This is a genomic window from Candidatus Enterococcus ikei (genome assembly GCF_017316105.1).
GTDB lineage: Bacteria > Bacillota > Bacilli > Lactobacillales > Enterococcaceae > Enterococcus_L > Enterococcus_L ikei.
This window is the reverse complement of record NZ_JAFLWD010000011.1, coordinates 75,185-100,891: the sequence shown is the minus strand read 5'-3', so window position 1 is coordinate 100,891 and position 25,707 is coordinate 75,185. Positions and strand designations below refer to the sequence as shown.

Here is a 25,707-nt window from a genome sequence, read left to right as displayed (position 1 = left end):
GCTTTTTTGTGTAAAAAAGCATAAAATAGAGTGGACAACGTAGAATGGGGAATGAACAAATGAGAAAGAAAATTGGGTTTATTTTACTCAGTATAATAGTAATTTTAGTTGCAATTATTTATTTTGGTGGAGAGAAAGAACAGAACGAAGAAACGCTATTTAAGAAAGAAGCCATTGAATTTTGGGTAGTCAGTGATCCTCATTATATCGATAAAAGCTTAACGGATTCAGGTTTAGCCTTTAAAAAAATCAAACAGACAGCAGCGGGAAAAGAACTTGATTATCAAAAAGAAAGCTGGCAGGCTTTTATCAATAAAGCGATCGAGCAAAAGCCGGATATGTTGATCATTACAGGAGATTTAACATTAAACGGTGAAAAAGTCAGCGCAGAAAAACTAGCCGAACTACTCAAACAATTAACAAACAAAGGAATCAACGTTTTTGTGATTCCAGGAAATCACGATGTTAATGATGGCTGGGCTAGAAAATTTGTTGAAGAGAAACAAGAAAAAACAGAGGCGATCTCAATCGCTGATTTTAAAGAAATATTTGCCGATTTTGGCTATCAAAATGCCACAAATTACGATAAACATTCATTAAGCTATTCAGTGGCAGTCAACCCAAAATATAATTTTCTTTTCCTTGATTCCAATATATATCCTGAAGACAATCAACCTCAAACAAGACCTGCAACTGGAGGAACGATTCGCGGAAAAACAATGAAATGGGTCAAAAAGCAACTAGAAAAAGCGAAACAAGAAAAGAAAAAAACACTGGTGTTTGTACATCACAATATTTATGCCCATAACAAGCTATTATCAAGCGGCTTTGTGCTTAATAATGCGGACGACTTCAAGCAAGTTTTAGCGGATTATCAAGTACCAATTGTTTTTTCAGGCCATATTCATGCTCAAGATATCATGACTGAAACAATCAATAATCAACCACTAACTGAAATTGTGTCCAGCTCTTTTTCGATCGCACCTCAAGGTTATGGTGTAGTGAAACTAAACGGCAATTCATTTGACTATCAAAAACAAGAAAATACGCATTCCGTTTCTGAAATAGAAAATTATCCCCAATATATCAAAGAACTGTTTATTGAAGATGGAAAAAGACTGGGTTATTCTCAGTTGATCGATGCTGGATTATCCGATAGCAAACAACTAGATATTGCAGCTGAATTTGTGGGAGAAGTAAATTATCGCTTTTTCTCTGGGAATGATTTTATTACGGATAAAGAAGTGGAGAAAATCAAAACAGAAGCAGGTTATCAAATCATTACTGAAAATAGTAAATTTTTAAAAGAGTACATCGATTCGATTATCCAAGATAAAAACCAAGAAGACAATCGATTGAAACAGAATTTTAACTAATACAATTTTTGCAAACTTCCCAAATTTCAGATGAATGAGGGAAGTTTTTCTATTGATAGCTTTTGGTTATCATACCTGCGAATAAACTATTATCAGTTTCGGGCGTTTTGTACTATCATAATAAGATAAAGAAAACGCTATAACATAAACGATAAAATGAAGTAGAGGAGCGAAAAAAATGGAATTGATTTCAGGTGAAAAGGGATTTGAATTGGTACACCAAAGTGGCAACTGGGTACTAAAAAAAGAGATTGGTTTTTCTCCAGTTGAAATGTTAGTAGCATCTATCGGCGCATGCGGAGCCTATGTCTATGAAAAAATATTAACTAATTCTCACGTTGATTTTACGATTGAAAAGGTAGATATCTCTTATGAACGAGCAGAAGCTAAACAAGCGAAACCGTTAAGTAGCGTGGCAATTACTTTTTCAATTCGTGTCTCAGAAGAAGAACAAGGAAAAGCTGAGCGAGCATTGAAATTGATTGGAAAGAATTGTCCAGTCATACAATCGTTAGATCCAGAAATAGCAGTTGTTGAAAAAGTCACTTTTGTTTAGTTGATCCCTAATTATTATAATAGGAGGAATAGAATGAAAAAGTTTTTTGCAATTAGTGCGCTGGCACTTTTATTTTTTGTAACAGGTTGTAATTCGGCTGAAAAAACAGGGACAAACGAATCAAAAAAAGCAGTCGTTCACTTTACGGAGCCAGCAGAACTACTAACACTTGATACAACGCAAGAAGAAGATTTCACTAGTTTCAATGCTCAAAATCAAGTCCTTGAAGGGCTTTACCAATTAAATAAAAAAGATGAAACAATTCCTGCTGTAGCCAAAGAGTTGCCAGAAATCAGTGAAGATAAACAAACCTATACGATTTCTTTAAGAGAAGATGCAAAATGGTCGAATGGTGATTCAGTCACTAGCAAGGACTTTTTATACGCGTGGAGACGAGCAGTGACACCAGCCACAGCGCCATCATATGCTAGCTTATTTGTTTCTTCCATAAAAAATGCAGCGGCTATTTATCAAGGGGAAATGAAGCCAGACCAACTCGGTGTAGAAGCGCCAGATGAGCATACCTTAGTCGTTCATCTGATCAAGCCGATTCCTTATTTTACATCATTACTAACGTTTGAAACCTTTTTCCCAATCAACCAAACGTTTGCTGAAAAACAAGGCAGTGACTATGGAACATCAGCTAAAACAACACTTTATAATGGTCCCTTTGTTCTAGAAGGTTGGGAACAAAATTCTGATACTTGGAAATATGTCAAAAATCCAAAGTATTGGGATAAGGAGAATGTAAAAGTCGGTGAAATTCAAACAACTGTTGTAAAATCAACCAGCACAGCAGTCAATTTATACCAAACCGATGAACTTGATCGTGTAGTATTAGATGGAGAATTCTCGAAACAATATAAAAATGATCCAGATTTTCAAAATCAAAATGACACCAAAATGGGCTATCTTCGCTTTAATCAAGGACAAGGCAAGCTTTTAGAAAATCTCGACTTAAGAAAAGCTATCTCTCTGGCAATTGATCGTGATACGTTTGTCAAAAACATTTTAGGAGACGGATCTATTGCAGCAACAGGTTTTATTCCGCAAAACTTCGTACAAAATCCTAAAACTGGTGAAGATTTCCGCCAAGAAAGTGGAAGTCAGCAAACCTTTAATAAAGAAGCAGCTAAAAAAGCTTTTGATCAAGCTAAAAAGGAATTGAACAAAGACGAAATAACGTTGGTTTACCTAACCAAGGATACGGATACTGAGAAAAAAACAGCTGAATATTTAGCGAGTCAAATCTCAGAAGTATTGCCAGGAATTAAATTAGAGATCACCACATTGCCAAGCAATAACTTACAAGAGCGCTACTTATCTGGTGATTATGATATTGCTTTTGGTCAGTGGATGCCTGATTTTAAAGATGCGATCACATTTTTAGACATGTTTGCTTCAACTTCAGGGTTAAATCATGTCAATTATAAAAATCCGGCATATGATCAATTGATTAAAGCTGCGTCGGATACGGATGCATTAGATGAGGAAAAAAGATGGTCAGATTTATTACAAGCAGAACATCTTTTATTAGCAGAAGACTATACGATTGCACCGATTTATCAGCAGCAGACAGCTTTATTGCAAAAGAAAAATATTAGCGGTGTGGTAAAACATGGTTTTGGCTCACCGTATAGCTTTAAATATATTCAAGTAGAAGAAAAAGAATAGATAAAAGTTAGAGCAAAGTCTTTTGGGACATTGGCTCTAGCTTTTTTTTTCGTAAAAAAAGAATAACTTTCACTTGACACATGAATATATGTTCATGTATTATAGGTGTATAACATATGAACGGATAATCATTTGAAAAAACATAGTGTATATTTTCAGAAAACAACCAAAAAGGAGGAAGAATAAAATGGAAACAACTAAAGCGCATACTCATAACTGTACAAACAAAAAAGGGCATGATCACGATCACGACAGCAGTCATGGACATAGCCACAACCATGGCAAATCGCCAGTTATTTTATTTTTCACAGGATTAGCTATTTTCATCGTTGCATTTTTTATCAAGGAAAGCTCACTTTTACAAAATATTCTTTTTGTCAGTGCAATGCTATTATCTGGATATCATATTATCTTGGAAGGTATTGTCGATACGATCAATGAATCAAAAGCACAACGAAAATTTATACCGAATGTTCATATTTTGATGACACTAGCTGCATTTGGTGCGACCATCATTGGAAATTATGAAGAAGGGGCATTACTCATCATTATCTTTGCGGCAGCTCATTTTCTTGAAGAATATGCAGAAGGCCGTAGTAAAAGAGAAATTACGAACTTGCTTAAAATGAACCCAACAGAAGCTCGTTTGATTCAAGCCGATGGTAGTGTGAAGACAGTAGATGTAGCTGTCTTGAAAATCGGTGATAAATTGCAAGTTCTCAACGGTGACCAAATTGCCACAGATGGAATTATTCTTTCAGGACGTACTTCGATCGATGAATCTTCGATTAATGGTGAAAGTATCCCTAGAGAAAAAACAGTTGGTGACGAAGTGTTTGGTAGTACGATCAATGGCAGTGGGACATTTACGATGGAGGTTACGAAAGATAGCAGTGATACAGTTTTTGCTAAGATTCTTCAATTAGTCAATCAGTCTCAATCAAATCTGTCAAAAACAGCTACGAAGATCCAAAAACTAGAACCGTATTATGTGACGATCGTCTTGATTTTAGTCCCGATTTTTATAGCAGCTGGACCATTTCTATTTAACTGGTCATGGAATGAAAGCTTTTACCGTGGCATGGTATTTTTGATCTCTGCCTCCCCTTGTGCGCTTGCGGCAAGTGCAGTACCAGCGACGTTATCAGGAATTTCCAACTTAGCTAAAAGAGGAGTTTTATTTAAAGGCGGTTCTTATTTAGCAAACTTGGCAACCATCAAATCAGTCGCCTTTGATAAAACTGGAACATTGACCAAAGGCAAACCATCCGTTACTGATTTTTATTTTTTAACAGATGCAACGGAATTAACGGAGCAAAACTGTATTGACCTAATTGTAGCAATGGAAAAAACAGCCAATCATCCATTAGCGAATGCAATCCTAGACAAATTTAAAGCAGAAACAGAACTAACGTTGACGGTTGAAAATGAAATTGGCCAAGGGCTAGTGACAGAATATCTTGGCGATACGTATCAAATCGGCAAACCAGAAATTTTCAGTTTAGTTAATACCCAAATTAATGCTCATAATGAACAATACGCAAAAGAAGGGAAAACCGTTGTTTATTTTGCTAAAAATAATGAAGTGATCGGTTTGATCGCTATGATGGATGTACCTAATGAAAATGCCAAAACAGTCATTAATTACTTAAAATCACAAGGAATCCATACAACGATGATCACTGGAGATGCTGTATTAACAGGTCAAGCAGTTGGTCGTCAAATCGGGATTGATGAAGTGATTGGAAATGTATTGCCGGAAAATAAAGCGGCAATCATCAAAGATCAACAAGCTCGCTTTGGTAATGTGGCGATGTTAGGAGATGGTGTTAATGATGCTCCTGCATTGGTAACAGCTGATATCGGTGTAGCAATGGGTGATGGCACAGATATCGCTATCGATGTAGCTGATGCTGTATTGATGCAAAATGATTTGACTAAATTTAGCTATGCACATAAAATTTCTAAACGTTTGGATCGAGTAGTTTGGCAAAATATTCTCTTTTCAATGTTCATCGTAGTTCTCTTGATTACCATGAATATCTTTGGAAAAATGGATATTACGATTGGTGTGATTGCCCATGAAGGAAGTACGTTATTAGTTATACTAAATGGATTACGTTTACTGATCCCATCAAAGGACTAATAAAAATGAACGTGTTTAGCTCAGAGAACCAAAAAATTACTATCTAACCAATGCTTATCTATAACAAGAAGGTATCAAATTGCCAGAGGATGAGGCAAAACTAAATTTAGTTTTGCTTCATCCTCAGTTTTTTTGTCGTTATCACAATAAATAGTATCGGTAAATTAGGAACTAGCAAATATGTTTTTTTTACGATAAAAAACTTAAAATGAAAAAATATTATTAAGTAATTAGTTTGGAGAAAATAAGATATAGTAAAAATATCAATAACAAATATAAATATAGAAAAAATATGATTATCTATGGAATCGTTGTTTTTTTATGTAATTAGTTTGATATTTCAAGTTAATAATAAGGCGGCACTTGTATTTGAGTTAGCAAGTGATAAAGTTGAATTAAAGGGAAACTTGGGCATACGAGGCTTTCTCTGTGCTGAATGATAGCTGTTGATCATAATTGCTAACGAATTAAATAGATTAACAAAATAGGATGCCGCTTATATGCATAATTAATGTGAAATGAAAAATATTTATATAATGATATATTGATAAAAAAACAATAATTTTGTTATGTCTGAATTTGTTTTTTTGTAAAATAATGAAAAATATGTATTTGGTTGTGCAAAGAATAGTAATACGCCGTTAATTCAGTTTGTTTGTTGAGCCGTTATCTGATAAAATAGGGGAAGGTAGGTATAGTTTGAGCATTTTTGTCAATAAAAAAATTACCGTACGTGTCATTATAGTTACATATACAAGCAACTCATATAATTTACTTAATAGTTAGTTACGTACATTAAAAATAATCAATAAAAGAAAAGCCCCATTTTTGTAGAAGGAAGTGAGCATATGCTAAAAATTTTTGGCAAAGGTAAAAAAAGAAAAAAATACGAAAATTACGATGAATATGATGATGAAGATTACGACGACGAAGATTATGATGACGACGACTACGATGACGAAGATTATGATGACGACGACTACGATGATGATGAATATGATGACGACGACGAAGATTATGATGACGACTACGATGATGATGAAGATTACGAAGAAGACGATGATGACTACGACGATGATGATGATGATGAATATGATGACGAAGAGGAAGATGCTCGTCCGTTATTCTCAAGGAAAAAGAAAACACCTGCACCAAGAAAACCTAGTCCAAAGAAAAAAAGACCACCAGTTAATGAAATTATCGATGACGGTGAACTAGAAGAACTTCAAGAAGAAAATGAACAGCTTCAAGCTGACGTTCGTGAGTTAAAAACAGAATTGCGTAAAAGTAAAAGAGACCTCACACGTTTACAAAATGAAGTAGAAGCTGCACGTCAAACAAACGAGTCATTAGAAAATGAATTATCGATGGTGCAAGCTGTGCCAAAAGATTATGATGCTCGTATGGCAGAACTTGAACAAGTGAAAAGTAAATATAATAACCTTTTACGTGAAAGTAATCGCCAAATGGATGAGACTGACTTAAATCGTAAAAAAGCTGAGCGCTTTGCGAATAAAATCAGACAGTATGAACAAGAGTTATTGGCCAAACAAGAAGAAATAGATAAACTTTCAGAAGACCGTATCGTAATCATGTCGTCAGATACGCCTACTGACAAAGGTGTCTATGAAGAACTAGCAAAAGTTCGTCAAGAGTTAGAAACAGCAAAACAACAGTTAGCAAACAAAACAGCTGATGTTGATCAACAATTGACAAAAGAAGATATTGGCGAAGTCTTATTGGATGCTAAAAAACAAGCAAAAGAAATTATCAATCAAGCAAATCAACACGCAAATATGATTAACGAAGAAACAAAGAGAAAAGCTAACGTTTTAAAACGCTTAGAACGTGCTGAACAAGAATACCAAAACTATTACAAACGCATCAAAGATGTTAAGGAAGAATCAGAACAAGCCTTCAACCAAATCATCAACTTGGTGAAAGAAGATTCAGATCAATAAGAAAAGAGAGGACACAATGTGAAAAAAAGAAATCTAAACAGTAAAAAGTTACGATTATTAAGTGTAGGGTTGCTTACTTCAAGTGCTGTCCTTTCTGTTACTGATGTTCAACCAATTCTTGCTAAAGAAATCGATGATTCAGCAACAATAGGTTCTCAAGAACAAGAGCATGTAGAAATACTATCTTCAACTAAGGAACATGAAACGACAGAAAGTACAGTGGAAGGCACAGAAACTAGTTCTTCTTCTGGTAGCACTACAACTTCTTCGACAGAAGCTTCAACGGAAGAAAATAGTAGTGAATCAATAAGCTCGACTGAGGAGACCAGTTCTACACAGGAGACGACAGAGTCAACAGACACATCTACTACGTCAACAACTGAGTCAACGACTAGTAGCTCGACAAATACGTCAAGTAGTAGTACTACAAGCACGACTAGTTCAACAACGACTCCGTCAAAACCTAAACCTAAACCTAAACCTAAGCCACAACCAAGTAAACCGTCAAAACCTAAGCCAAATAATCCGACACCGCCAGTTCAAGGGCCTATTCAGCAGCCGAGTACAACGTCGCGGCCTAGTAGACCAAGTACTGGAACGGTGACTGGAAATAATACAAATAGTAGTTCAGCTGGTTCAGATCAGGTATTTCATATCAGTCCTAATCTGACAACCAAAAGTTTTGTTAAAGTAATTGGCGAAGATGCTCGCTCGATCGCTGGTGAGAACAATTTATATGCTTCAGTGATGATTGCGCAGGCAATTTTAGAAAGTGCTTCTGGAAATAGTGCACTAGCTTCTGCACCTAACTATAATTTATTTGGAATAAAAGGTAGCTATGAAGGTGCCAGCGCCAATTTTCTAACGAGTGAAGATAATGGTTCTGGGAGCATGTTTACGATTCGTTCCAATTTTAGAAAGTATCCATCGTATAAAGAATCACTTGGAGATTATGTAAAGCTTCTTAGAGGTGGTACCGATTCTAGCAGTGCTTTTTATAGTGGTACTTGGAAAACCAATACAAAATCTTATAAAGATGCAACGAAATTCCTAACAGGTCGTTATGCAACAGATACTAGCTATAATTCAAAATTGAATGGCTTGATTGATGCGTATGATTTAACGCAATATGATACATTGAAAGATAAAGGAAAAACTAAAAAAGCTAAAAAAATTACGTTGAACACTTCTTTTGATAAGCTAGAGAAGAAAGATGACAAAAAAGATCAAAATATTGAATACCTTACACATATTGTGAAAAAAGGTGAGTCACTTAAATCAATCAGTGATCTTTACAATATTTCTACACTAGCTATTTTAGAGAAAAATCAATTGGATCGTCGGATGCTATTTATCGGTCAAAAATTGAGTGTTCCAAAACAAGAAGATAAAATTACTGCAGTACCGAAAGAAGCAGCAGTAGATCGCTCATTAGAGATGGTTCAAAAGCTATCTAATGCATTTTCAAGCAAAGAGACTAAGCAAAAAACAACTAAAAAAGCAGCAACTAAAAAAGAAACAAAAGCAAAAGATTATCAAGTGAGTGCAACTCGCAAGAAAACAAAAGAAACATACGAAGTGAAAAAAGGCGATACGTTAGCAAGTATTTCTAAAAAAACTGGTATCTCAGTGTGGTCGTTAAAAGAGTGGAACGACTTGGATCAATATTTCTTAACTGAAGGACAGCAGCTTGTTTTAGCGCCAGTTTATGATCTTCAATCATAAAAAGAAGAAAGGAGAACGGTTTAATGAATGATTATTTCGATGTGTTTTTTCACCAACAAGCAATCCCATTCACTACAGGGACCGTTCTCTATCAAAAAGATAGCACAGAAGAAATAGTTGAGGCGTGTGAAACGCTCTATGAACGGTCAACAGGGGATTTTCTTACTTTTCTGGAGAACGATGAGATCTCTAGAAAAGTTATTTCTTCACCATTAAAAAAATATGTTGAGATTCAATTTTTCCATGCCCAATTGAATTGGGATGTATTATTGGAAGAACTAGAAGAACTTTTTCCACAGTTTATTTGGACCAAGATACTTGAAGAGGTCGATGGCGTTTTTAGTACATATTTATGTGAATTGATTCCTGTTTCTTTTAACACTGGGGAAGAACCGGTTCACTTTACTGTTTCAGCGAGTCTAAAGCAAATGGGTTATTCTAATGGGGAATCAGTTAGTAGTATTTTAGAGGCTAAACTTATCTCTGCTTTTCAAGAAGAAGAGGAAGTAACGATAGCTGCTGAAACCATAAGTTTTCCAGTAGAAGTATCTATAGAAGAGAATGTTGAACAAGAAGACATTGAAGAACCAGTTTTCTCTGAAAAGGATGAAGAAGAAGCTGAATCAAGTAGTGAACCAGTGGAGGAAGCTAATTTAGTGGTTCCTGTTCGATCAGGTGAAAATGAACTCTTGTTTTTAAAAGAAAGCTTGAAACGAGAGAAAGCGTCAAAGGAACGCGTGCGGGTAGCAAAAGAAAAATTGGAGTACGAGCTGCTCGCCATCGAAAACAGCTTACTCGTTAGTGGGTTAAAACGATTCAAAAAGCATCAAAAAACATCAATTGATGAAGAAGACTGGTATAAGCCTGTCCGAATTGATTTGATTCAGTATGATGATTTGTATAAAAAAGCTAAGTTTATCGAACAATCTTGGCGCTTAAACCACCAATTAGTAACAACTACTGAAAAAATGACAGTAACCAAAGATCAATGGGTCTATGAACGAGCGCGCATTGAAAAAATCAAAAATAGTGTATCAGAAATGGATTTACAATCTATGATGGAACAATGCCATTTGATCAATGAGCGGGTAAAAATTCGCCCAGGGTTTTTATTTTTTAAACCAAGAGTGAAATTATATCAAATCGATTATGAACAATTAGAAAAGATTAGTGCTTTTTTCGATATTATTCAAACAGAAAATAGGTTATTAGAATCAGTAATCGAGCAAAAAAATCTAAATGCATAACCAATAATGAAGAAAGCAGAAATGCTAGGTAACTACCTGGTTTTCTGTTTTTTTGTTTTTTACAAAAGAATATGGGCTTTAAAGTGTCTATTTTTTACCTTTGAAATACAGAAATTTATTGAAAAAGAGACGCTGAATCATAAAAAATCAGCTAAAAACTCTGTAATAATTCTGAGTTTTTGTAACATAACATTCGTTATAAAATATGACAAGAAGAAATTTCAGAAAAAAACATGATTTCTTTCACTAGAAAATTTTGATGAAAACTCAGTGCGAACAAGTGTTTCTGCGACTTTTTTTTACAAGCTGTCATGTAACGAAAACACTCGTAACGAATTGTCACTATATCTTCACCTATGAAATATTTTTAGATGTTAAAGTATGCAAAGTCGATAAACAAACGACGAAAATATTTTTTACAAAGGAGAAACAACATGAAATCACTTAAAACGATTTTATTAGCAACAACTTTGACTGCAGGATTTGGTATTTTTATGGGAACGACTGACGCGCACGCTGATAGCTTATATACAGTAAAATCTGGAGATACATTATCTACTATCTCTCATCAATTCAGCGGAGACAACGGCTTGATCGATTTAATCGCAAAAGATAATAATATTTCTAATATAAATATGATCTTTGAAGGGGAACAACTAACGATCAGAACTGCTGAAGAAGCAAAGCAAGTACCAGTTCAACAGGAAACTGCTGAACAAGTAACTCCAGCACCTGAACAAGTAACACCAGTACAAGAAGCACCAGTTGCACAAGAAACAGCTTCAACAACTGTAGCAACTACGTCATCTGCCAAAGAATGGATTGCTCAAAAAGAATCTAGCGGTTCTTATGGTGCTACAAATGGTAAATATATTGGTAGATATCAATTAGACGCTTCATACTTAAATGGAGATTATTCAGAAGCAAATCAAGAACGTGTGGCAGATAGCTATGTAGCAGGACGCTATGGTTCATGGGAAGCAGCTCAAGCTTTCTGGATGGCTAATGGTTGGTATTAAGCCAAAACAAGCAAGTAGTTAACTAAGTCATAAAATAAACAGAGAAGCAGCCTTTTGAAGGGCTGCTTCTTTTTTATACAATCAGTATGCTGATAGGCGACTTTATCTCAGATGTGAGTATAATTTAAGTAGATGAATACTATTTGAGGAAGGAGGAAGAACGATACCTAGCTGATATATACATCTCAAAACAAGAACGATTAGCATTATGGCAGAATAGCAAGAAATAATTACCAATTACGGGACAGAGCTAGGGAATCCACAATTTACGAGCAGGAGGGAAAGTCTACATGAAAAAACAAACACTACTGAACAGTATATTTAGAGTACTTCGTTTAATTTTAATTGCGTTTATAGGATATTTAGTTTATAAGTCATTATTTTCAGAAATTCTAACAAGAAAAATCCATATATTCTTATACATCATTTTTTGGTTATTCAGTTCATATCTGGTTCTCCCCTTTATCAATAAGCTGATGACTGGGCGGTATTTACCAGATTATTTTATTGGTCGCTCTAGAACAAATGATGGGCTTCTAGGAGATCCAATCAATCTAGCTTTTATAGGCTCTAAAGAAGAATTAGAACAACTTTTCATAAATGCTGGCTGGACGAAAGCAGAGCCGCTGTCATTGCATTCTAGTTTCCAGATGATCATTGCCAGTGTTTTTTCGAAGTCGTATCCTAGCGCGCCAGTTAGTTCTCTATTTTTATTTAATAAGAAACAGGATTTAGCTTTTGAACAGGAAATCAAAAATAATCCAAGGAGAAGGCATCATGTTCGTTTTTGGGAAACACCAGATAATTGGTATTTACCAGGAGGAAGAAAAGCAGACTGGTTGGGTGCTGCAACATATGATAAAAAAGTTGGTTTTTCTGTTTTTACAGGTCAAATCACTCATAAAATCAATTCAGATATTGATCACGAACGTGATTTTGTTTTAGAGACGTTTACAGAATCCAATCAACCTGTTTCTGTTGAAGTCGTGAAACACTTTACAACAAGTTATCATGGGCGCAATGGTGGTGGCGATGAAATTTTTACGGATGGTAACTTACCTTTTATTAAAATAGAAAAAGTGGAAGAGGTTACTTCTGTTTCCACCGTTTATTCGTAGTTAGTGTGTGGGACAAAAGTGCTTTTTACTTTTGTCCCACACACTTCCACTTTTTTAGATAGTTCAGCGTTTTAGATTAAGTAAGTACGTTTCACAATGTACCTTGGTAAAAGAAATAACACCAGATAATAAGAATAAACTAATGAGAGTGCCTTCTCGCACAAAAATTGGCAAATTATAGATTGAGGAAAGGATTAACGAAGTAGCAACCGAAAACAAATCGATTCCATATCTAAATTTTGTAAAGGAATAACCTGTCAAAACTGATAATACAATACAAACACTTTCAATTGGAAAGGGCAAGATACCAATAGAAATGACCATTCCCGTGGCAAAACCTGCTATACAGGTGCCTAATACAAAGATCACCATTTTAAAGAAATAATTCTCTAAGTTTAGCGGAGCTAATAGTATATAGGAAAAAAAGTTTATAATGTTACCAAGACATAGTATTGAAAAAAACATCAGCAAGTATTTCAAAAATTGCTTTTGTTTTGATAATAAAATAAACAGTAATAAAAAGAAAACATTCATTAAAAAAGTGATAGTTCCCACTTTGATATTGCTGGTAGAAGCAATCGCCACATTTAATGAATTAAAACTACTGACGCCAATATCTGCTTTTAGCGTTAAACTAATGCCAATTCCACTAAGCGCATAAAAGAAAAGTGAAGCTAAAATTTTTTTCATAAGAACCTCCTAATGTAAAAGCAAGTAAGCATGCTCATTTTTAAAACGAATGAGAGCCATCTACCTTTTAGTAGTAATTTAGCCGAAAGTCAATCATAATAATAGGAGATATCTCATGTTTTAAGGAGGAAAAATGAAAACTTATAGCTTAAATCAACTAGTAAAATTAACTGAAAAGGAACCTTTAAAGCTTCCAGACTATTTTTCTAAACATGTGTTGGAACAAGCCATGCTTTACGTTTATGATAAAAAAGAATATATTATTCGTTTCGATAAACAAGTAGATCACTTATTTCTTTTAATTGAGGGGAAGGCCAAAATCTACAAAATTCATGAAAATGGTCGACGCTCTCTGATTCAATTTTTAAGTAGAGGGGATTTTATTGGCGAACTTTCTTTGTTAGAAGTTGAAGAACAAGTTAAAGATGTGCAAGCAATTGATCAATGCATTTGTCTAGCTCTTCCTTATCATAAAGTGAAGCAAGAATTGTTGAATGATAATCATTTTTTGAGAATGATGGGTAAATACTTAGGTGAAAAAATCTTATTAAGAGTTGAACATTTTTCAAATAACCAAAACTATAAGTTGAAACATCGTTTAGCTGCATATATGTTACAAACCGAGGTTGAAGGGATCTATGCTGAAAAACAAACAGAGACAGCTGAGTTTCTAGGAGTTAGTTATCGGCATTTAATGCATACCCTAACAGAATTTCAAAAATTAGGTTTTATTATAAAACAAGGGAAAAGTTATCGAGTGAATCGTGATGAATTAATAGTACTTGCCACTGGCTTGATTGAAGGATAAAAAGCTGAGAAATCGAACCACATTAGCTTCAATGTTCATCCAAAAGTCTGAGAGAAACTAATACTTTTGAATGAGTAAGAAAATACAATAAAATGGTAAGCTTATAAAGAAAACAGCGTTATCATTTTGTTAGTTATGGAGTAAAAAATGTGGGGAGAAGAAAAAAATGAAAAAGGATCAACGGAACATTGTATACTTGATATTAGGTCAAATGATCTCGGTATTTGGAGGGGCGATTTTACGGTTTGCCTTATCACTTTTTGTGTTAGACCAAACAGGAAGAGCGGATATTTTTGCGACTGTTTTAGCAGTTTCCAGCATACCTGTCTTATTTGCGCCGATTGGAGGGGCGATTGCGGATCGGTTTGATCGCCGAATGTTGATGGTGTTGATGGACATCTCCAATGCTATTTTAGCTATTTTATTATTTTTTGTATTAGGGATGAACCAATCGGTTTTTCTGATTGGCATTCTATTATTTATCTTGTCGATTGTTGGAAGCTTTGATACACCAGTTGTTACAGCGAGTATTCCTCTATTAGTAGATGAGAGTGAATTGGAAAAGGTTAACGGAATGGTTAATGGTGTTCTTTCAATGTCCAATGTTGTAGCGCCGATTATTGGTGGAATTCTATATAGTTTGTTAGGGGCTCAAGTACTTGTTATCAGTAGCACGCTCTTCTTCATTTTGGCAGCGATAATCGAATCGTTCATTCACATTCCATTTGAAAAAAGAGCATTAGAAAAAGGCGTGTTCAAAACATTAACATCAGATCTAATAGAAGGCTTCAAAGAAGTTCGTAGAAACCAAGTGATTTTGAAGTCCATCCTGATTGCGGCCTTAGTCAATTTTATTTTGGCATCATTTTTTATTGTGGGTACACCAGTAATTTTAAGGGTAGTCTTACAAGCAAACGACTCAATGTATGGTTTAGGGATGTCTATAGTCAGTTTGTCTACAATTTTAGGTGCTGTTTTTGCGAGCTATTTTACTAAAAAATTACGATTGAATAATCTGTATCTCACCTTTACATTATCTGGATTACTGTTATTTGCAATGAATATAGGCTTAACATTTGCAGGAAGTTCTGCAGGAAATAGGGTGGGGTTCACTTTATTTGTTATAACAGGTGTTCCTATAGGTATGCTGATGAGTATCATATCCATCTACTTGATTTCGATGGTTCAACGAGTGACACCAAAAGAAAATCTGGGAAAAATAATGGCTACCATCGTAGCATGCGCGCAATGTGCGGTTCCGTTAGGGCAAGTAATGATCGGGATGATATTTAAACAGACAAGTACGAATATTGTTTTACCATTATCTGTTGTTGCAAGTGTAGTTCTGTTGATCTCAGTCTTATGTTATTATTTGTTCAAAAAGACAACAGAAGCAGATATTTATAGGATAAAAGAATAAAATTTGATCAGAAAATCAAATAATTTTTTTCAACTAAAGAAGAAGTTCGCTATTCAAATGAAAGCGAGCTTCTTTTTTAGTTATAGAATAAATACCTAGATTTTTCGTTTATTTTTTTTGTTTATCAAAAAAGTATAATATTTAAACTTTTTTTGATAATAAAAAGGAGCAGTTTTTTTATACTATTTATTGAAAGGAGAAGTGTGAAAAAAATCCTGTTCTAAGTAAGAACAGGAAATAGAGTTAACGGAAAAAAGAAAATGTGGATATATTTTTATTTTTATCTCTTTTAAAAGGTTAAGTGATTTGGATAATATTGTCAATTGCATATTTTAAAGATAAGAATACTGAGAATTATGTCAATAGTATATATTTTTTTTATCTTTTGTAAGTATAGCTTACTTTTATTCCAAGGAGATATCAATTTTTTCAATAATTTCTAAATATTTTGAGAAAAACCCATTTTTTTATAGCCGTCAAATTCGCCGTCAATTATTTTTGTGAAAGGGAGATTACTTTGGCTAGAAAAGGAGAAAACATTTATAAACGAAAAGATGGTCGTTGGGAGGGTCGATACGTTAAGGGCAGGAAAACCAATAAAGGGATTCACTATGGCTATGTTTATGGTCAAACGTATAAGGAGGTAAAGGAAAAACTAACAATAAAAAAAGCAACAATGCTTTCCGTACAAGAAAAATCTGAACAATTTTATGGAACGCTCAATAATTGGTTGGATTATTGGCTTGAAACGGTAATTAGTACAAAAGTAAAACCAGGAACATTTGATAGTTACAAAAGCAAAATTGACTGTCATATTCGCCCAACAATTGGAGATAAGGGATTAAATGAACTGACGACTAAACATTTAACAGATTTTATTGAAATTACAAAGAAAAAAATTTCTACCAATTCACTTCACTCCGTTTTTAGGGTACTAAAAACATCATTGAAATATGCAGAGAAGCTTCATTTTATTAGAAGTTCAGTATACGAAAACGTGGAACTACCAAAAATAAGAAAGCCAAAAATAACGAATATCTCGCAATTTGAGCACAAACTGTTAATAAAAGAAGCAAAAAAATCAGCCGATGGCCTAGCGGCACTGATTTCATTAGAAACAGGTATGCGGATTGGGGAGATAGCAGGTTTGAAGTGGGAAGATATTGACTTTGACAATAAAGTACTGTCCGTTAAACGGACTCTTCAAAGAGTAAAAACTTACTCAGAAAGTGGTTATAAAACACAAGTCATTGAAGAAAAGCCAAAATCTGAGACTTCAGAACGGATCATTCCACTGTCTTCTGATTTATTGGAGCAATTAGTAAAGAAAAAAAATATAAGTCGAAGTACTTATGTTGTTTCAAAAAATCAAGGTTTTACTGAGCCGAGAACTATTCGTTATCAGTTTAAGCGGCTGTTACGAACTTTTAAATTAGTCGACTGTTCTTTCCATGCGTTGAGACATTCTTTTGCTACTCGTTGTTTGGAAAAAGGGATAAATATTGCTGTAATCAGCTCATTGTTAGGACATGCTTCAACGAAAATGACACTTGATATTTATACAAATTCAAACTTAACAGAAGAACGAATCGCAGTAGAAGCTGTAGCTGCTATCTAACAGGAAAACCTGTATTCGCCGTCATGTTCGCCGTCAACTTAAAATTAAAAAGTTGATATAAAGAGGTTTATGGCATATATTCCTGTTCTTACTTAGAACGAGAAAATTTTATCAGAATTGTAAAAAATAGTAATTATAGTTAATTTTACTCCATATCATAAAAAAATAATAATTATTGAACTGTAAATCACTATTTTTATTTGGAAATGGGAAATAATTGTGTAAAATCGATGGGATTATAAGAAACATAATAAGGAGGAATTAAATGTTTAACATAGCTCTAGTAAACAATGTTGAAAGTAGCAAATTAGAATACATAACAGCTTTGAAAGAAAAAAAGTGTTCGATTCATCAAATTGATCCAACTGAAATTCGTGAAAGGGTACCAAAAATGGATGCTGTGATTGTCACAGAATCTGCTTTAGAAAATATTGGCTTGACCTGTGAATTTATTATCAAAGTAAGGGATTTAACAGAAGGTTTTGTTTGGGTTTTATCTAATGAATCCTCAAAAGTAAACCGAATTGTTCATCTACAACTGGGAGCAGATGGCACATTCGATAATCGAATAGACTCAGATGAATTTTGTTTATATGTCATGAATACTCTTGAACGAAGATTAGGGAAAGAGGGGCAAAAAAATAGTTATTCACAAATAGAGTCGTCCAAAAAAGAACAACAAATTCAAAACATTCGCTTAGTTCCAACAAATTTCTCTGTAAACATTGAAGGAAAAGGGGAAGTCGGACTAACTAAACTAGAGTTTAAGGCATTGGAAACGCTGATTCGCAATAAAGGCGAAGCGATTTCCTATGAAGAACTTTATAAAAGTGTATGGGGGAAAGAGAAAGGCGATAAAAAATATCGAGTAGCCAACCTCATCTTTCATTTAAGAAAGAAATTGGAAGACGATTCTTTTAAGCCGAAATATATCCGAACAGTTCGTTCTAGAGGATATATGTTGTCTAGTTGAAGACTAAATGGTAGAGATACCTTTAAATTGATTTCACTTTTTTCACTTAAAAGAATGTATTTAATTTTGAGTGGAGAAATTGAAATAAAGTGTGGTCTACACACAAAAAAATATGTGTAAGAAAGGAGTTGAGAAAAAAATGAAAACAAAAAAAGGTGTATTGATTGTAGGGTGTTTGTTGATTGTTCTGGTTATAGTAGTAGCTTTTCGTCTTAATGATACGAAAATCAAAGCTGAACATGCAGATGTTATAGAAAATTCTAGTCAACAATCCATTGATCCCCTCATGAAGAAAACGGAAGAAGAGTTACATGCTCAGGAAGATATTACGCTACCACAAATGAATGCATTTATGGAGGGGAGAGATTATCTGGATCCTCAATCAATAGCGGATGGAAAAATTACTGGTGGAATGACCAATTTGGAGTATCAGCTAAAGTATAAATCTTTAAATGCACAACAAAATGATGCATGGAATGCTAAATATAACTTTCGTCCAGAAACCAATGTCAAGCATGTTTCTACTTATGCAGAGTTTGCAAAGTACTACGAAGATAATGGGGTTTCTAAAATAGTACTTGATAATGATATCGTGACTACCAGCAATACCGTGAACCTTGGAAGAACAGAATCAATTGAGATAGATGGACAAGGTTATTTACTACGATTTGGGAATGGGTCTATCAATCTTTCTGATTTAACTAATATAGCGGATTTTGGACAAGCGTTCTCCGATGTTCCAGTCTTTCATATGCATGATATTCAAGTTGCAAATGGAAATGCTGCACAAATCGAAGCTGTGAATAGTTGGGGGTTTGTTAATGGTCGCAATTCTGGAGATTATACTTCTGTAAATGCTAATCCTAGAAATGGTTTGTGGCGTTATCGAATTGGTAACGTGTATACCCCTTCTGGATCTGCTGCAACAAATAATCAGAATATAAGAGGACGATTGATTTGCGCAAATCGTGCAGAAGTAAGTGTATGGGGCTATAACAAGTTAATTACTGGTGCTGAAAATTTTTACACCGGAGGAATGACGTATGAACCTTATGCGTATTATTCTGGGAAAATAGCTTACCATAACTATTCAACAATTTGGTTCATACAACCAGTGGGCACTAACAATGACAGTGGGAATAGTACTGGGACGATGAAATTCGATATTGGTGAAGGTGCTTTTGTTTACTTGCATAATACAAGAGATACAAGTACCGCTTTTCCAGGAGTATATGAGCATTTTGATCAGATAAAAGTAGGTAAAAATGCAACATATAATGCAAATATAGCTGGATCAGCATTATCCTTTAATAGAGATAATTCAAGTTTCTTAGCTGAAGAAGGTTCAACTGTAAATTTACTTTCTCGTCGTAATTCTCTTAACTATCCTACACTTGTTATTGGAAGTTCAAATAGTACGCATGCTACTACTGGTGTTGGAACTGCACCTAGAAATGTCAATGTAGAGTTCAAATCGAAAAGTAAAGTTTTTATTGTTGGTAGTAATAATTCTGGAGTTATAGGATATCGTGGCACCTCTAAAGGTGGCTCACAAGTGTTATTTGATAATCCAGAAACTTTCGATATTCGGAACTTACGTACGAATACAGGGGCAACTAGAGCATTTCTAGGGGATGAGAATACAGATCGGGGGAACCATAAATTTATTATACGAAATTCAGATATTTCTATTTGGGAAAATTCAATCGATATGGATGGGGCTCCTACGTATGATTATGCAGATGTTCAAGAAGTACAAGTTACAAATGCTGTAGCAGCAGGGAGCGTTACAAGTACGAATGATGATTTAAGAACCCAGTACACGCGAAGTAATTTCAAACGTATTTCAGGAATGAACAGTACACCAAAACTTAATTGGATACCCGTAACCGATGCTGACTATAGTCAAAAAGGAATAGTTCAGATTGGGTATACTGCGGTCGGTGGTGAAGATCCATTTGACGAAAATGGTGATGCAAAGGTTAAACCGGTTTATGCAGATGATATCCGTAAAGCGTATGTTGATTATATTGATACTCTAGGAAATACCTATACTGGCGTAAGTACGAAAGATAATTATGTACATTGGAAAAAGGCAGATCATGCAATTGCAGGGTTTCAGCTTGCAGGGAAAGAGATGAAAGGGACTCCTAAGAGAGCAACACTGACTAATGGAGTGTTAACACCTTACAGGATTGGAGAAGTAACAGCAACAACTGTGATCGATGTTACGCCACCAGATCCCGCAAAAGTTGAAAGTGGAAAAGTGACAAATGCGACGAAGCAGTTGACTGGAGTAGGGGCCGAATCTGGAGCCCAAATTTATATCGACACCAACGGGATACGTCAAGCCGGTGGAACCGTTAATGACGATGGTACATGGGTGTATGATTTACCGGGATATCTAAGCAAAGGTGATGTTATAGAAATCTTTCTAGAAGATAGTGCAGGAAAAATTACAGAAAAACTGGAGCCAGCTGCCCCTTCGACAAATAATGAAAATGGAAATATCAATCCAACTGTCGATATGAACTATCGCGATGCAACTTTTAAAGCTATTACTAAGTATGTTGTAGAAGATGTTATTCCAGATCAACCAACTTTAGTTAAAACGGCTATTTCAAGTGGAGGGGAAACAACTTCAGTTGGTGACATAGTAACCTACACATTAAAAGCAAGCAATCCAAAAGCTGATTCTCAAGATTGGAAAAAGGTCCGACTCGTTGATCAACTTGCGGAAGGGTTAGAATTTGACCCATCGAATCATGGCATTACGATCAATGGTGAACCGATCCAAGACTCCCAATTTGAGTATGAGGAATCAACACGTACGTTGACAATCCTTGCTGGTGATATAGCTGCTAAGAAAAATATAACAGCAACATTTAATGTAAAAATCGGTCGTGGAGTGGTTGGAGAGAAAATCAAAAATAAAGCGTCGGCTTTAGGAGATTCACCTCAAGAAACACCATTCGTTCCAGGTCCAACCAATCCTAATTCAGGACATGTTCTCATCTCAGTTGATTCTCAGGAGGTTCCTTTGCCGGGAGATATCATTCATGGCATTATCGAGTTATCTTCTTTTCCGACTGAAATTGATTTTGGAAAACAAAGAGCAACAGGGAATACAACGCGTGTTGAAACGCCAGAATATTCTGAAGAGTTGATTGTGTCAGATAACAGAGGAACACTGAAAGAATGGATGCTTACAGTAAAAGTAGACACACCTATGACATCGCAATTAAAGGAAAATGTTAAATTGCCGCGCGCGATTCGTTTTAGCAAAAATGGAAATGAAAGTGTTCTAGATGGTAACGCATATGAAATCTTTACTCATAAAAATGACAAACAGGGTGATGTCAATATTACTGAGACTTGGAAAAAAAATGGTCAAGGGTTCAAATTAGAAGTACCACCAAACCAAATCGGTTCTTTGGGTGTGTATAAAGCGATTCTCGTTTGGGAGCTAGCGGATGCACCACTACCGACACCATAATGGAGGGAAAATAAGATGGAAAGAAAAAAAGTAATTTATTTGATTATGACCGTAGTTTTATTTTCCTTACTAGGAGTAGGTAGATCTATGCAAAGCTATGCAGACGAAGGAGGAGCGGTAAATACGGATGGTGAAATTTCTTTTTTTGAAGAAGAACCCATCAAAGATTCTAGTAAACCGCCATCTGATAGTGATTCTACATCATCTGTTATCGAAAAGCCAAAAGGCAGATATCCTTCTACGGGTGAATTAGTGATAAAAAGTTTGGGAATCAGTGGGATGGCTTTAATACTGATTGTAGGAATTTTATTTCTTTGGAAGCGTAAAAAGGAGAATGAAAGGAAGGCGAGAGAACATGAATAAAAAAGTCCTCACCTTATCAACTTTAGTTCTTCTGTCTTTTGGTAGTGGTTTTCTGATGTCTAAGACAAGTTACGCTGAAAGTAGCGCATATCTAGTCAACGGTACTGTTGAGTTTGATGGTGAATACAAACAAGTTGTTGTAGATCCTGAAAATCCTGATCAGACTGTCGACCCAGGAACCAGTCCGAAGACGGATGGCAACCTTAGAATTGATTTTGTTCCTCAGCTTCACTTTGGGAGTAACAAGATTTCAACAGAAGATAAAATCTATCCTGTACATGGACAATTATTTCATGGCGATACTGAAGCTAGAGGGAATTTTATTCAAGTCTCAGATTTTCGTCCCAACGCAGCAGGTTGGACTCTTCAAGTTCGACAAGAAACACAATTCAAAAATAATAACACACTATTTAATGAATTAGATGGAGCGATGCTATCTTTTGATAAATCATGGGTAAATACTACTGGTGATTTAAATAAAGCGCCAGAAGTCTCCAAAGAAATCATCCGGATTGATAATATTGGTGAAACCTATCAGTTAGCAAAAGCGAATAACGATCATGTTAAAGGGACTTGGAGTATTATTTTTGGGGCATCAGATAGCAACCCCAGTGGAAAAAAAAGTACATTGAAACCCAAAGTGGACAGTCAAGGCAATCCTGTTTTAGATCCGAATTTTGAAAATAAGCAGATTGTTGAAAATAGTGCTGTCACTTTATCTATACCAGGAGTAACTAAAGTCGATCCGGTATCTTACAAAACGGTGTTAACTTGGATATTAGCCGAGTTGCCATAAATAAAACACAAAAACTAGGAGGAAACACAAATGAAATTAACACACAAATTATGCGGCGCTGCATTATTAGCAGTTGTCGGAGTAGCAGTGGCAATGCCAAATGCAACAAAAGCGGACAATGGAACAGCAACACAATACAATGGACAAGGAACTGTTGAATTTGAAGATGATACAGATGCCTCTTCTGACAAACCACATATTCCAGGTGATTCAAGTGAATTAGATTTAGAGCCTAATCCAGATAAAGGTCCTTTAAAGATTTTAGGAGCTAGCCCACTACAATTCGATAAAAGTAAAATTATTGAGCAAGGTGCAGCAGATGAAATGAGAGATATTCCTGTAAATAAATATCAGGATCCTTCAGGAGTTATTACTGAAAACTTTGTTGAATTCAAGGACAAACGTTCAGATACATTAGATCACTCATATACAGTAACAGCTAAGCTACAAAAGCAATTTACTCATGAAGTAAATACTGAAGGTATTTTGAAAGGTGCTGAAATTCACTATAAAACAGCACGTATTCATTCAGCATTTGCTGACGATGCATATAAGCCAGTTGGGTTAGAAACAGCCTTTGAATTAGCACCAGCAGAAGATGGAAAAGAGCCAGGTGCAGCGGTACCTGTTCTTAAAAATAGTGATTCTACAAAAGGAACTGGATACTGGGATATTTCTTTCGGAGACAAAACGATTGAAGCCGATGCTGAAGGTAGCGCGGAACAAGCAGTTACTTTGAAGGTACCAAAAAACTTGAGTTTACTAAAAGGAAAATATTCTGCAACGATTTTATGGGAAATCACAGCTGGTGTAAATCCTTAATAAAACAGAGACAACTTATTTGAGTTGAAGTAAAACAAGATTGAAATAAGTTCACTGATTTTAGAATCAGTGCACTTATTTCTAATTTTAGAGAGGAAAGTTTATGAATAAGAAAAAAACGCACTTTTTTAAATTTGTTTTATACATAAGTTTATTACTAATTCCAAGCACTAATGCATTTGCTACTGAAAAAATAAAAGGAACGGATCAAGAAGCAAAGGGAGGGTTTAGTTTTGAAACAGTCAAATCAGAAAAACAAGTCAGTGATGCGAATTATTTTGATTTAAAACTTAGCCCAGGAGAAAAACATAAAGTACAAATTAAACTTAACAATGCTGAAGAAAAGCCAATCGATATTTTGATAAGCCTAAATGGTGCTAAAACAAACAGCAATGGTGTCATAGAATATGGTCCAACAACGATTGAAGATGACGCATCCTTAAAATACAAATTTACAGATATTGTCAAAGGCCCAGAAGAAGTAACGATACCAGCAAAATCTTCGATAGATGTTGATTATGAGATTACAATGCCAGCAACCGAATTTGATGGACAGATTGTTGGTGGATTTCAGATTCAGGTGAAACCAAATGAAGAGGAAGAAAAAAAAGCTGATGGCGCAGTAATCAATCGTTATGCTTATGTAGTTGCGATGGTGTTAAAAGAAAATGACACAGAAGTTATGCCCAATTTAAAGCTTAATAAAGTGCATCCAGAGTTGCGTAATTTCCGAAATTCGATTTTTATTAATTATTCTAATGAAAAGCCTGCATTTCTTGAAGAAATGACACTTGAAACTCAAATCACTAAAAAAGGCTCAAAAGAAGTTCTTTATGATTCTAAACAAGCAGGAATGCGGATGGCTCCTAATACAATGATTAATTATGCTGTTTCAATGAATGGTGAAAAAATGATTCCTGGTGACTATCAAGCGCATATTAAGGTAACTGCTAGGGGAGACAAAAAATGGGAATGGCTAGAAGATTTTAAAATAACAGATGAAGATGCAGATAAATTCAATGATCAAGACGTTAGTTTGTTACAAGAGGCCAGCTTTGATTGGAAACTAATTGCAATGTGTGTTGGTGGAGTAGTAACACTGGGACTGATTGTTTTCTTTGCAATTCGAGCATTCAATAAGAAAAGTGGTAAAGGAAAAAGAAAGAACTCTTCAAAAGCGAATAAAAAAAAGTAACAGAGGTAAGGAGGAACCGATAAATGAGTGTTTTAGACTGGCTGTTCATTGGGTTATTGTCAATTGCTAGCCTCTGTTTAGTTTTTGTATTAGTGTTCATCCTGTTATCTGTTTCCACGAAGCAAAGAATGACTGAATTAAGGAAGAAGAAGTTACGTAACGAAAAGAAACAAAAAAGACGTAAAAAAGAAATTATTTTTCTGAAGCGAAAAAGTAAGTCGCAGTTAGTAACAGCTGTAGTAATGTTTTTTTGTGGCGCTCTGTTTATGGCAGGTTCATTTTATTCAAGACATTACCAGCAAACGCATTTAAGCCAAAGGGATTCTGAAGCAATTGTACAAGGTTATTATTTGATCAATAACATAGAAGAACAACTTCAAGCTGCATCAACAAGTGAAAATAAAGCAAAAATATCAAAAAATATCATAGAACTAGCGGGACGACTTACTAGCTATGGAGCTCGAATGGCTGATGTTCGATTATCGGTAGAAGGTCAAAGTACACTAACTAGAATGTATCAGTTGATGAAAGAGTTAGGGGTTAATTTAAACAACCAACCAAAGGAATTTCTTGATAATGATCAGAGGTTAGAGGAATTTGCAGATGATATAAAAAAAGCAAAGACACAACAAAAAAAAGTATTTAGCTATTTTAAAGTAAATGAAGACGCCTTGAAAAAGAGGAAATAAGGATACCTAGAGAGA

The 25,707-nt window shown here is 35.0% G+C and carries 20 protein-coding genes; 19 read left to right on the top strand and 1 reads right to left on the bottom strand.

The annotated features are described in order from the left end of the window. Positions 1-59: 59 nt before the first annotated feature. The 9 genes from JZO69_RS05930 (at position 60) to JZO69_RS05890 (ending at position 12,822) form a co-directional block, all read left to right on the top strand. On the top strand, positions 60-1,376 hold the full coding sequence (locus JZO69_RS05930) for a metallophosphoesterase (RefSeq protein ID WP_207111970.1): 1,317 nt from the start codon (positions 60-62) through the stop codon (positions 1,374-1,376). A gap of 178 nt (positions 1,377-1,554) precedes the next feature. Beyond that, positions 1,555-1,932 (top strand): OsmC family protein, encoded by a 378-nt coding sequence (locus JZO69_RS05925; protein ID WP_207111969.1) that lies wholly within the window; start codon positions 1,555-1,557, stop codon positions 1,930-1,932. Between the two features lie 33 nt (positions 1,933-1,965). Further along, complete coding sequence (locus JZO69_RS05920) at positions 1,966-3,606, top strand: peptide ABC transporter substrate-binding protein (protein WP_207111968.1); 1,641 nt, start codon at positions 1,966-1,968, stop codon at positions 3,604-3,606. 187 nt (positions 3,607-3,793) lie between these two features. Further along, a complete protein-coding gene (locus JZO69_RS05915; protein ID WP_207111967.1) occupies positions 3,794-5,752 on the top strand; it encodes a heavy metal translocating P-type ATPase in 1,959 nt (652 codons plus the stop codon). 848 nt (positions 5,753-6,600) lie between these two features. After that, entirely contained in the window at positions 6,601-7,713 is a 1,113-nt protein-coding gene (locus tag JZO69_RS05910) for a hypothetical protein (protein WP_207111966.1), read from the top strand. An 18-nt stretch (positions 7,714-7,731) separates the two neighbouring features. Then, on the top strand, positions 7,732-9,438 hold the full coding sequence (locus JZO69_RS05905; RefSeq protein ID WP_207111965.1) for a glucosaminidase domain-containing protein: 1,707 nt from the start codon (positions 7,732-7,734) through the stop codon (positions 9,436-9,438). 23 nt (positions 9,439-9,461) lie between these two features. Next, entirely contained in the window at positions 9,462-10,685 is a 1,224-nt protein-coding gene (locus tag JZO69_RS05900; RefSeq protein WP_207111964.1) for a hypothetical protein, read from the top strand. Between the two features lie 434 nt (positions 10,686-11,119). Then, positions 11,120-11,704 (top strand): aggregation-promoting factor, encoded by a 585-nt coding sequence (apf, locus tag JZO69_RS05895; RefSeq protein WP_207111963.1) that lies wholly within the window; start codon positions 11,120-11,122, stop codon positions 11,702-11,704. Positions 11,705-11,994: 290 nt separating this feature from the next. Then, positions 11,995-12,822 carry an LssY C-terminal domain-containing protein gene (locus tag JZO69_RS05890; protein ID WP_207111962.1) on the top strand — a complete coding sequence of 276 codons (828 nt, stop codon included), beginning with the start codon at positions 11,995-11,997 and terminating at the stop codon, positions 12,820-12,822. Between the two features lie 63 nt (positions 12,823-12,885). Here the strand turns inward: JZO69_RS05890 and JZO69_RS05885 are convergent, their stop codons facing one another. Beyond that, positions 12,886-13,512 carry a YczE/YyaS/YitT family protein gene (locus JZO69_RS05885; RefSeq protein WP_207111961.1) on the bottom strand — a complete coding sequence of 209 codons (627 nt, stop codon included), beginning with the start codon at positions 13,510-13,512 and terminating at the stop codon, positions 12,886-12,888. A gap of 133 nt (positions 13,513-13,645) precedes the next feature. Here JZO69_RS05885 and yeiL point away from each other — a divergent pair, with 133 nt between their 5' ends. From yeiL to JZO69_RS05835, 10 genes are all read left to right on the top strand, one after another. Continuing rightward, positions 13,646-14,320 (top strand): transcriptional regulator YeiL, encoded by a 675-nt coding sequence (gene yeiL, locus JZO69_RS05880; RefSeq protein WP_207111960.1) that lies wholly within the window; start codon positions 13,646-13,648, stop codon positions 14,318-14,320. Between the two features lie 166 nt (positions 14,321-14,486). Continuing rightward, positions 14,487-15,740 (top strand): MFS transporter, encoded by a 1,254-nt coding sequence (locus JZO69_RS05875; protein WP_207111959.1) that lies wholly within the window; start codon positions 14,487-14,489, stop codon positions 15,738-15,740. Positions 15,741-16,257: 517 nt separating this feature from the next. Further along, complete coding sequence (locus tag JZO69_RS05870) at positions 16,258-17,358, top strand: tyrosine-type recombinase/integrase (RefSeq protein ID WP_207111958.1); 1,101 nt, start codon at positions 16,258-16,260, stop codon at positions 17,356-17,358. Between the two features lie 265 nt (positions 17,359-17,623). Further along, on the top strand, positions 17,624-18,331 hold the full coding sequence (locus JZO69_RS05865) for a DNA-binding response regulator (RefSeq protein ID WP_207111957.1): 708 nt from the start codon (positions 17,624-17,626) through the stop codon (positions 18,329-18,331). 139 nt (positions 18,332-18,470) lie between these two features. Continuing rightward, entirely contained in the window at positions 18,471-21,827 is a 3,357-nt protein-coding gene (locus JZO69_RS05860) for an isopeptide-forming domain-containing fimbrial protein (RefSeq protein ID WP_207111956.1), read from the top strand. A gap of 15 nt (positions 21,828-21,842) precedes the next feature. Beyond that, positions 21,843-22,190: an LPXTG cell wall anchor domain-containing protein gene (locus JZO69_RS05855; protein ID WP_207111955.1), complete on the top strand. Its 348-nt coding sequence runs from the start codon at positions 21,843-21,845 to the stop codon at positions 22,188-22,190. Continuing rightward, the gene (locus JZO69_RS05850; protein WP_207111954.1) at positions 22,183-22,986 is read left to right on the top strand and encodes a WxL domain-containing protein; all 804 of its coding nucleotides are present in this window, start codon (positions 22,183-22,185) and stop codon (positions 22,984-22,986) included. The genes JZO69_RS05855 and JZO69_RS05850 overlap by 8 nt, the downstream gene beginning before the upstream one ends. A gap of 30 nt (positions 22,987-23,016) precedes the next feature. Continuing rightward, positions 23,017-23,808, top strand: a complete 792-nt coding sequence (locus JZO69_RS05845) for a WxL domain-containing protein (protein WP_207111953.1) — start codon at positions 23,017-23,019, stop codon at positions 23,806-23,808. A 103-nt stretch (positions 23,809-23,911) separates the two neighbouring features. Further along, positions 23,912-25,003 carry a WxLIP family cell surface protein gene (locus JZO69_RS05840; RefSeq protein WP_207111952.1) on the top strand — a complete coding sequence of 364 codons (1,092 nt, stop codon included), beginning with the start codon at positions 23,912-23,914 and terminating at the stop codon, positions 25,001-25,003. Positions 25,004-25,026: 23 nt separating this feature from the next. Continuing rightward, complete coding sequence (locus JZO69_RS05835; protein WP_207111951.1) at positions 25,027-25,692, top strand: hypothetical protein; 666 nt, start codon at positions 25,027-25,029, stop codon at positions 25,690-25,692. The last annotated feature ends 15 nt before the right edge of the window (positions 25,693-25,707 follow it).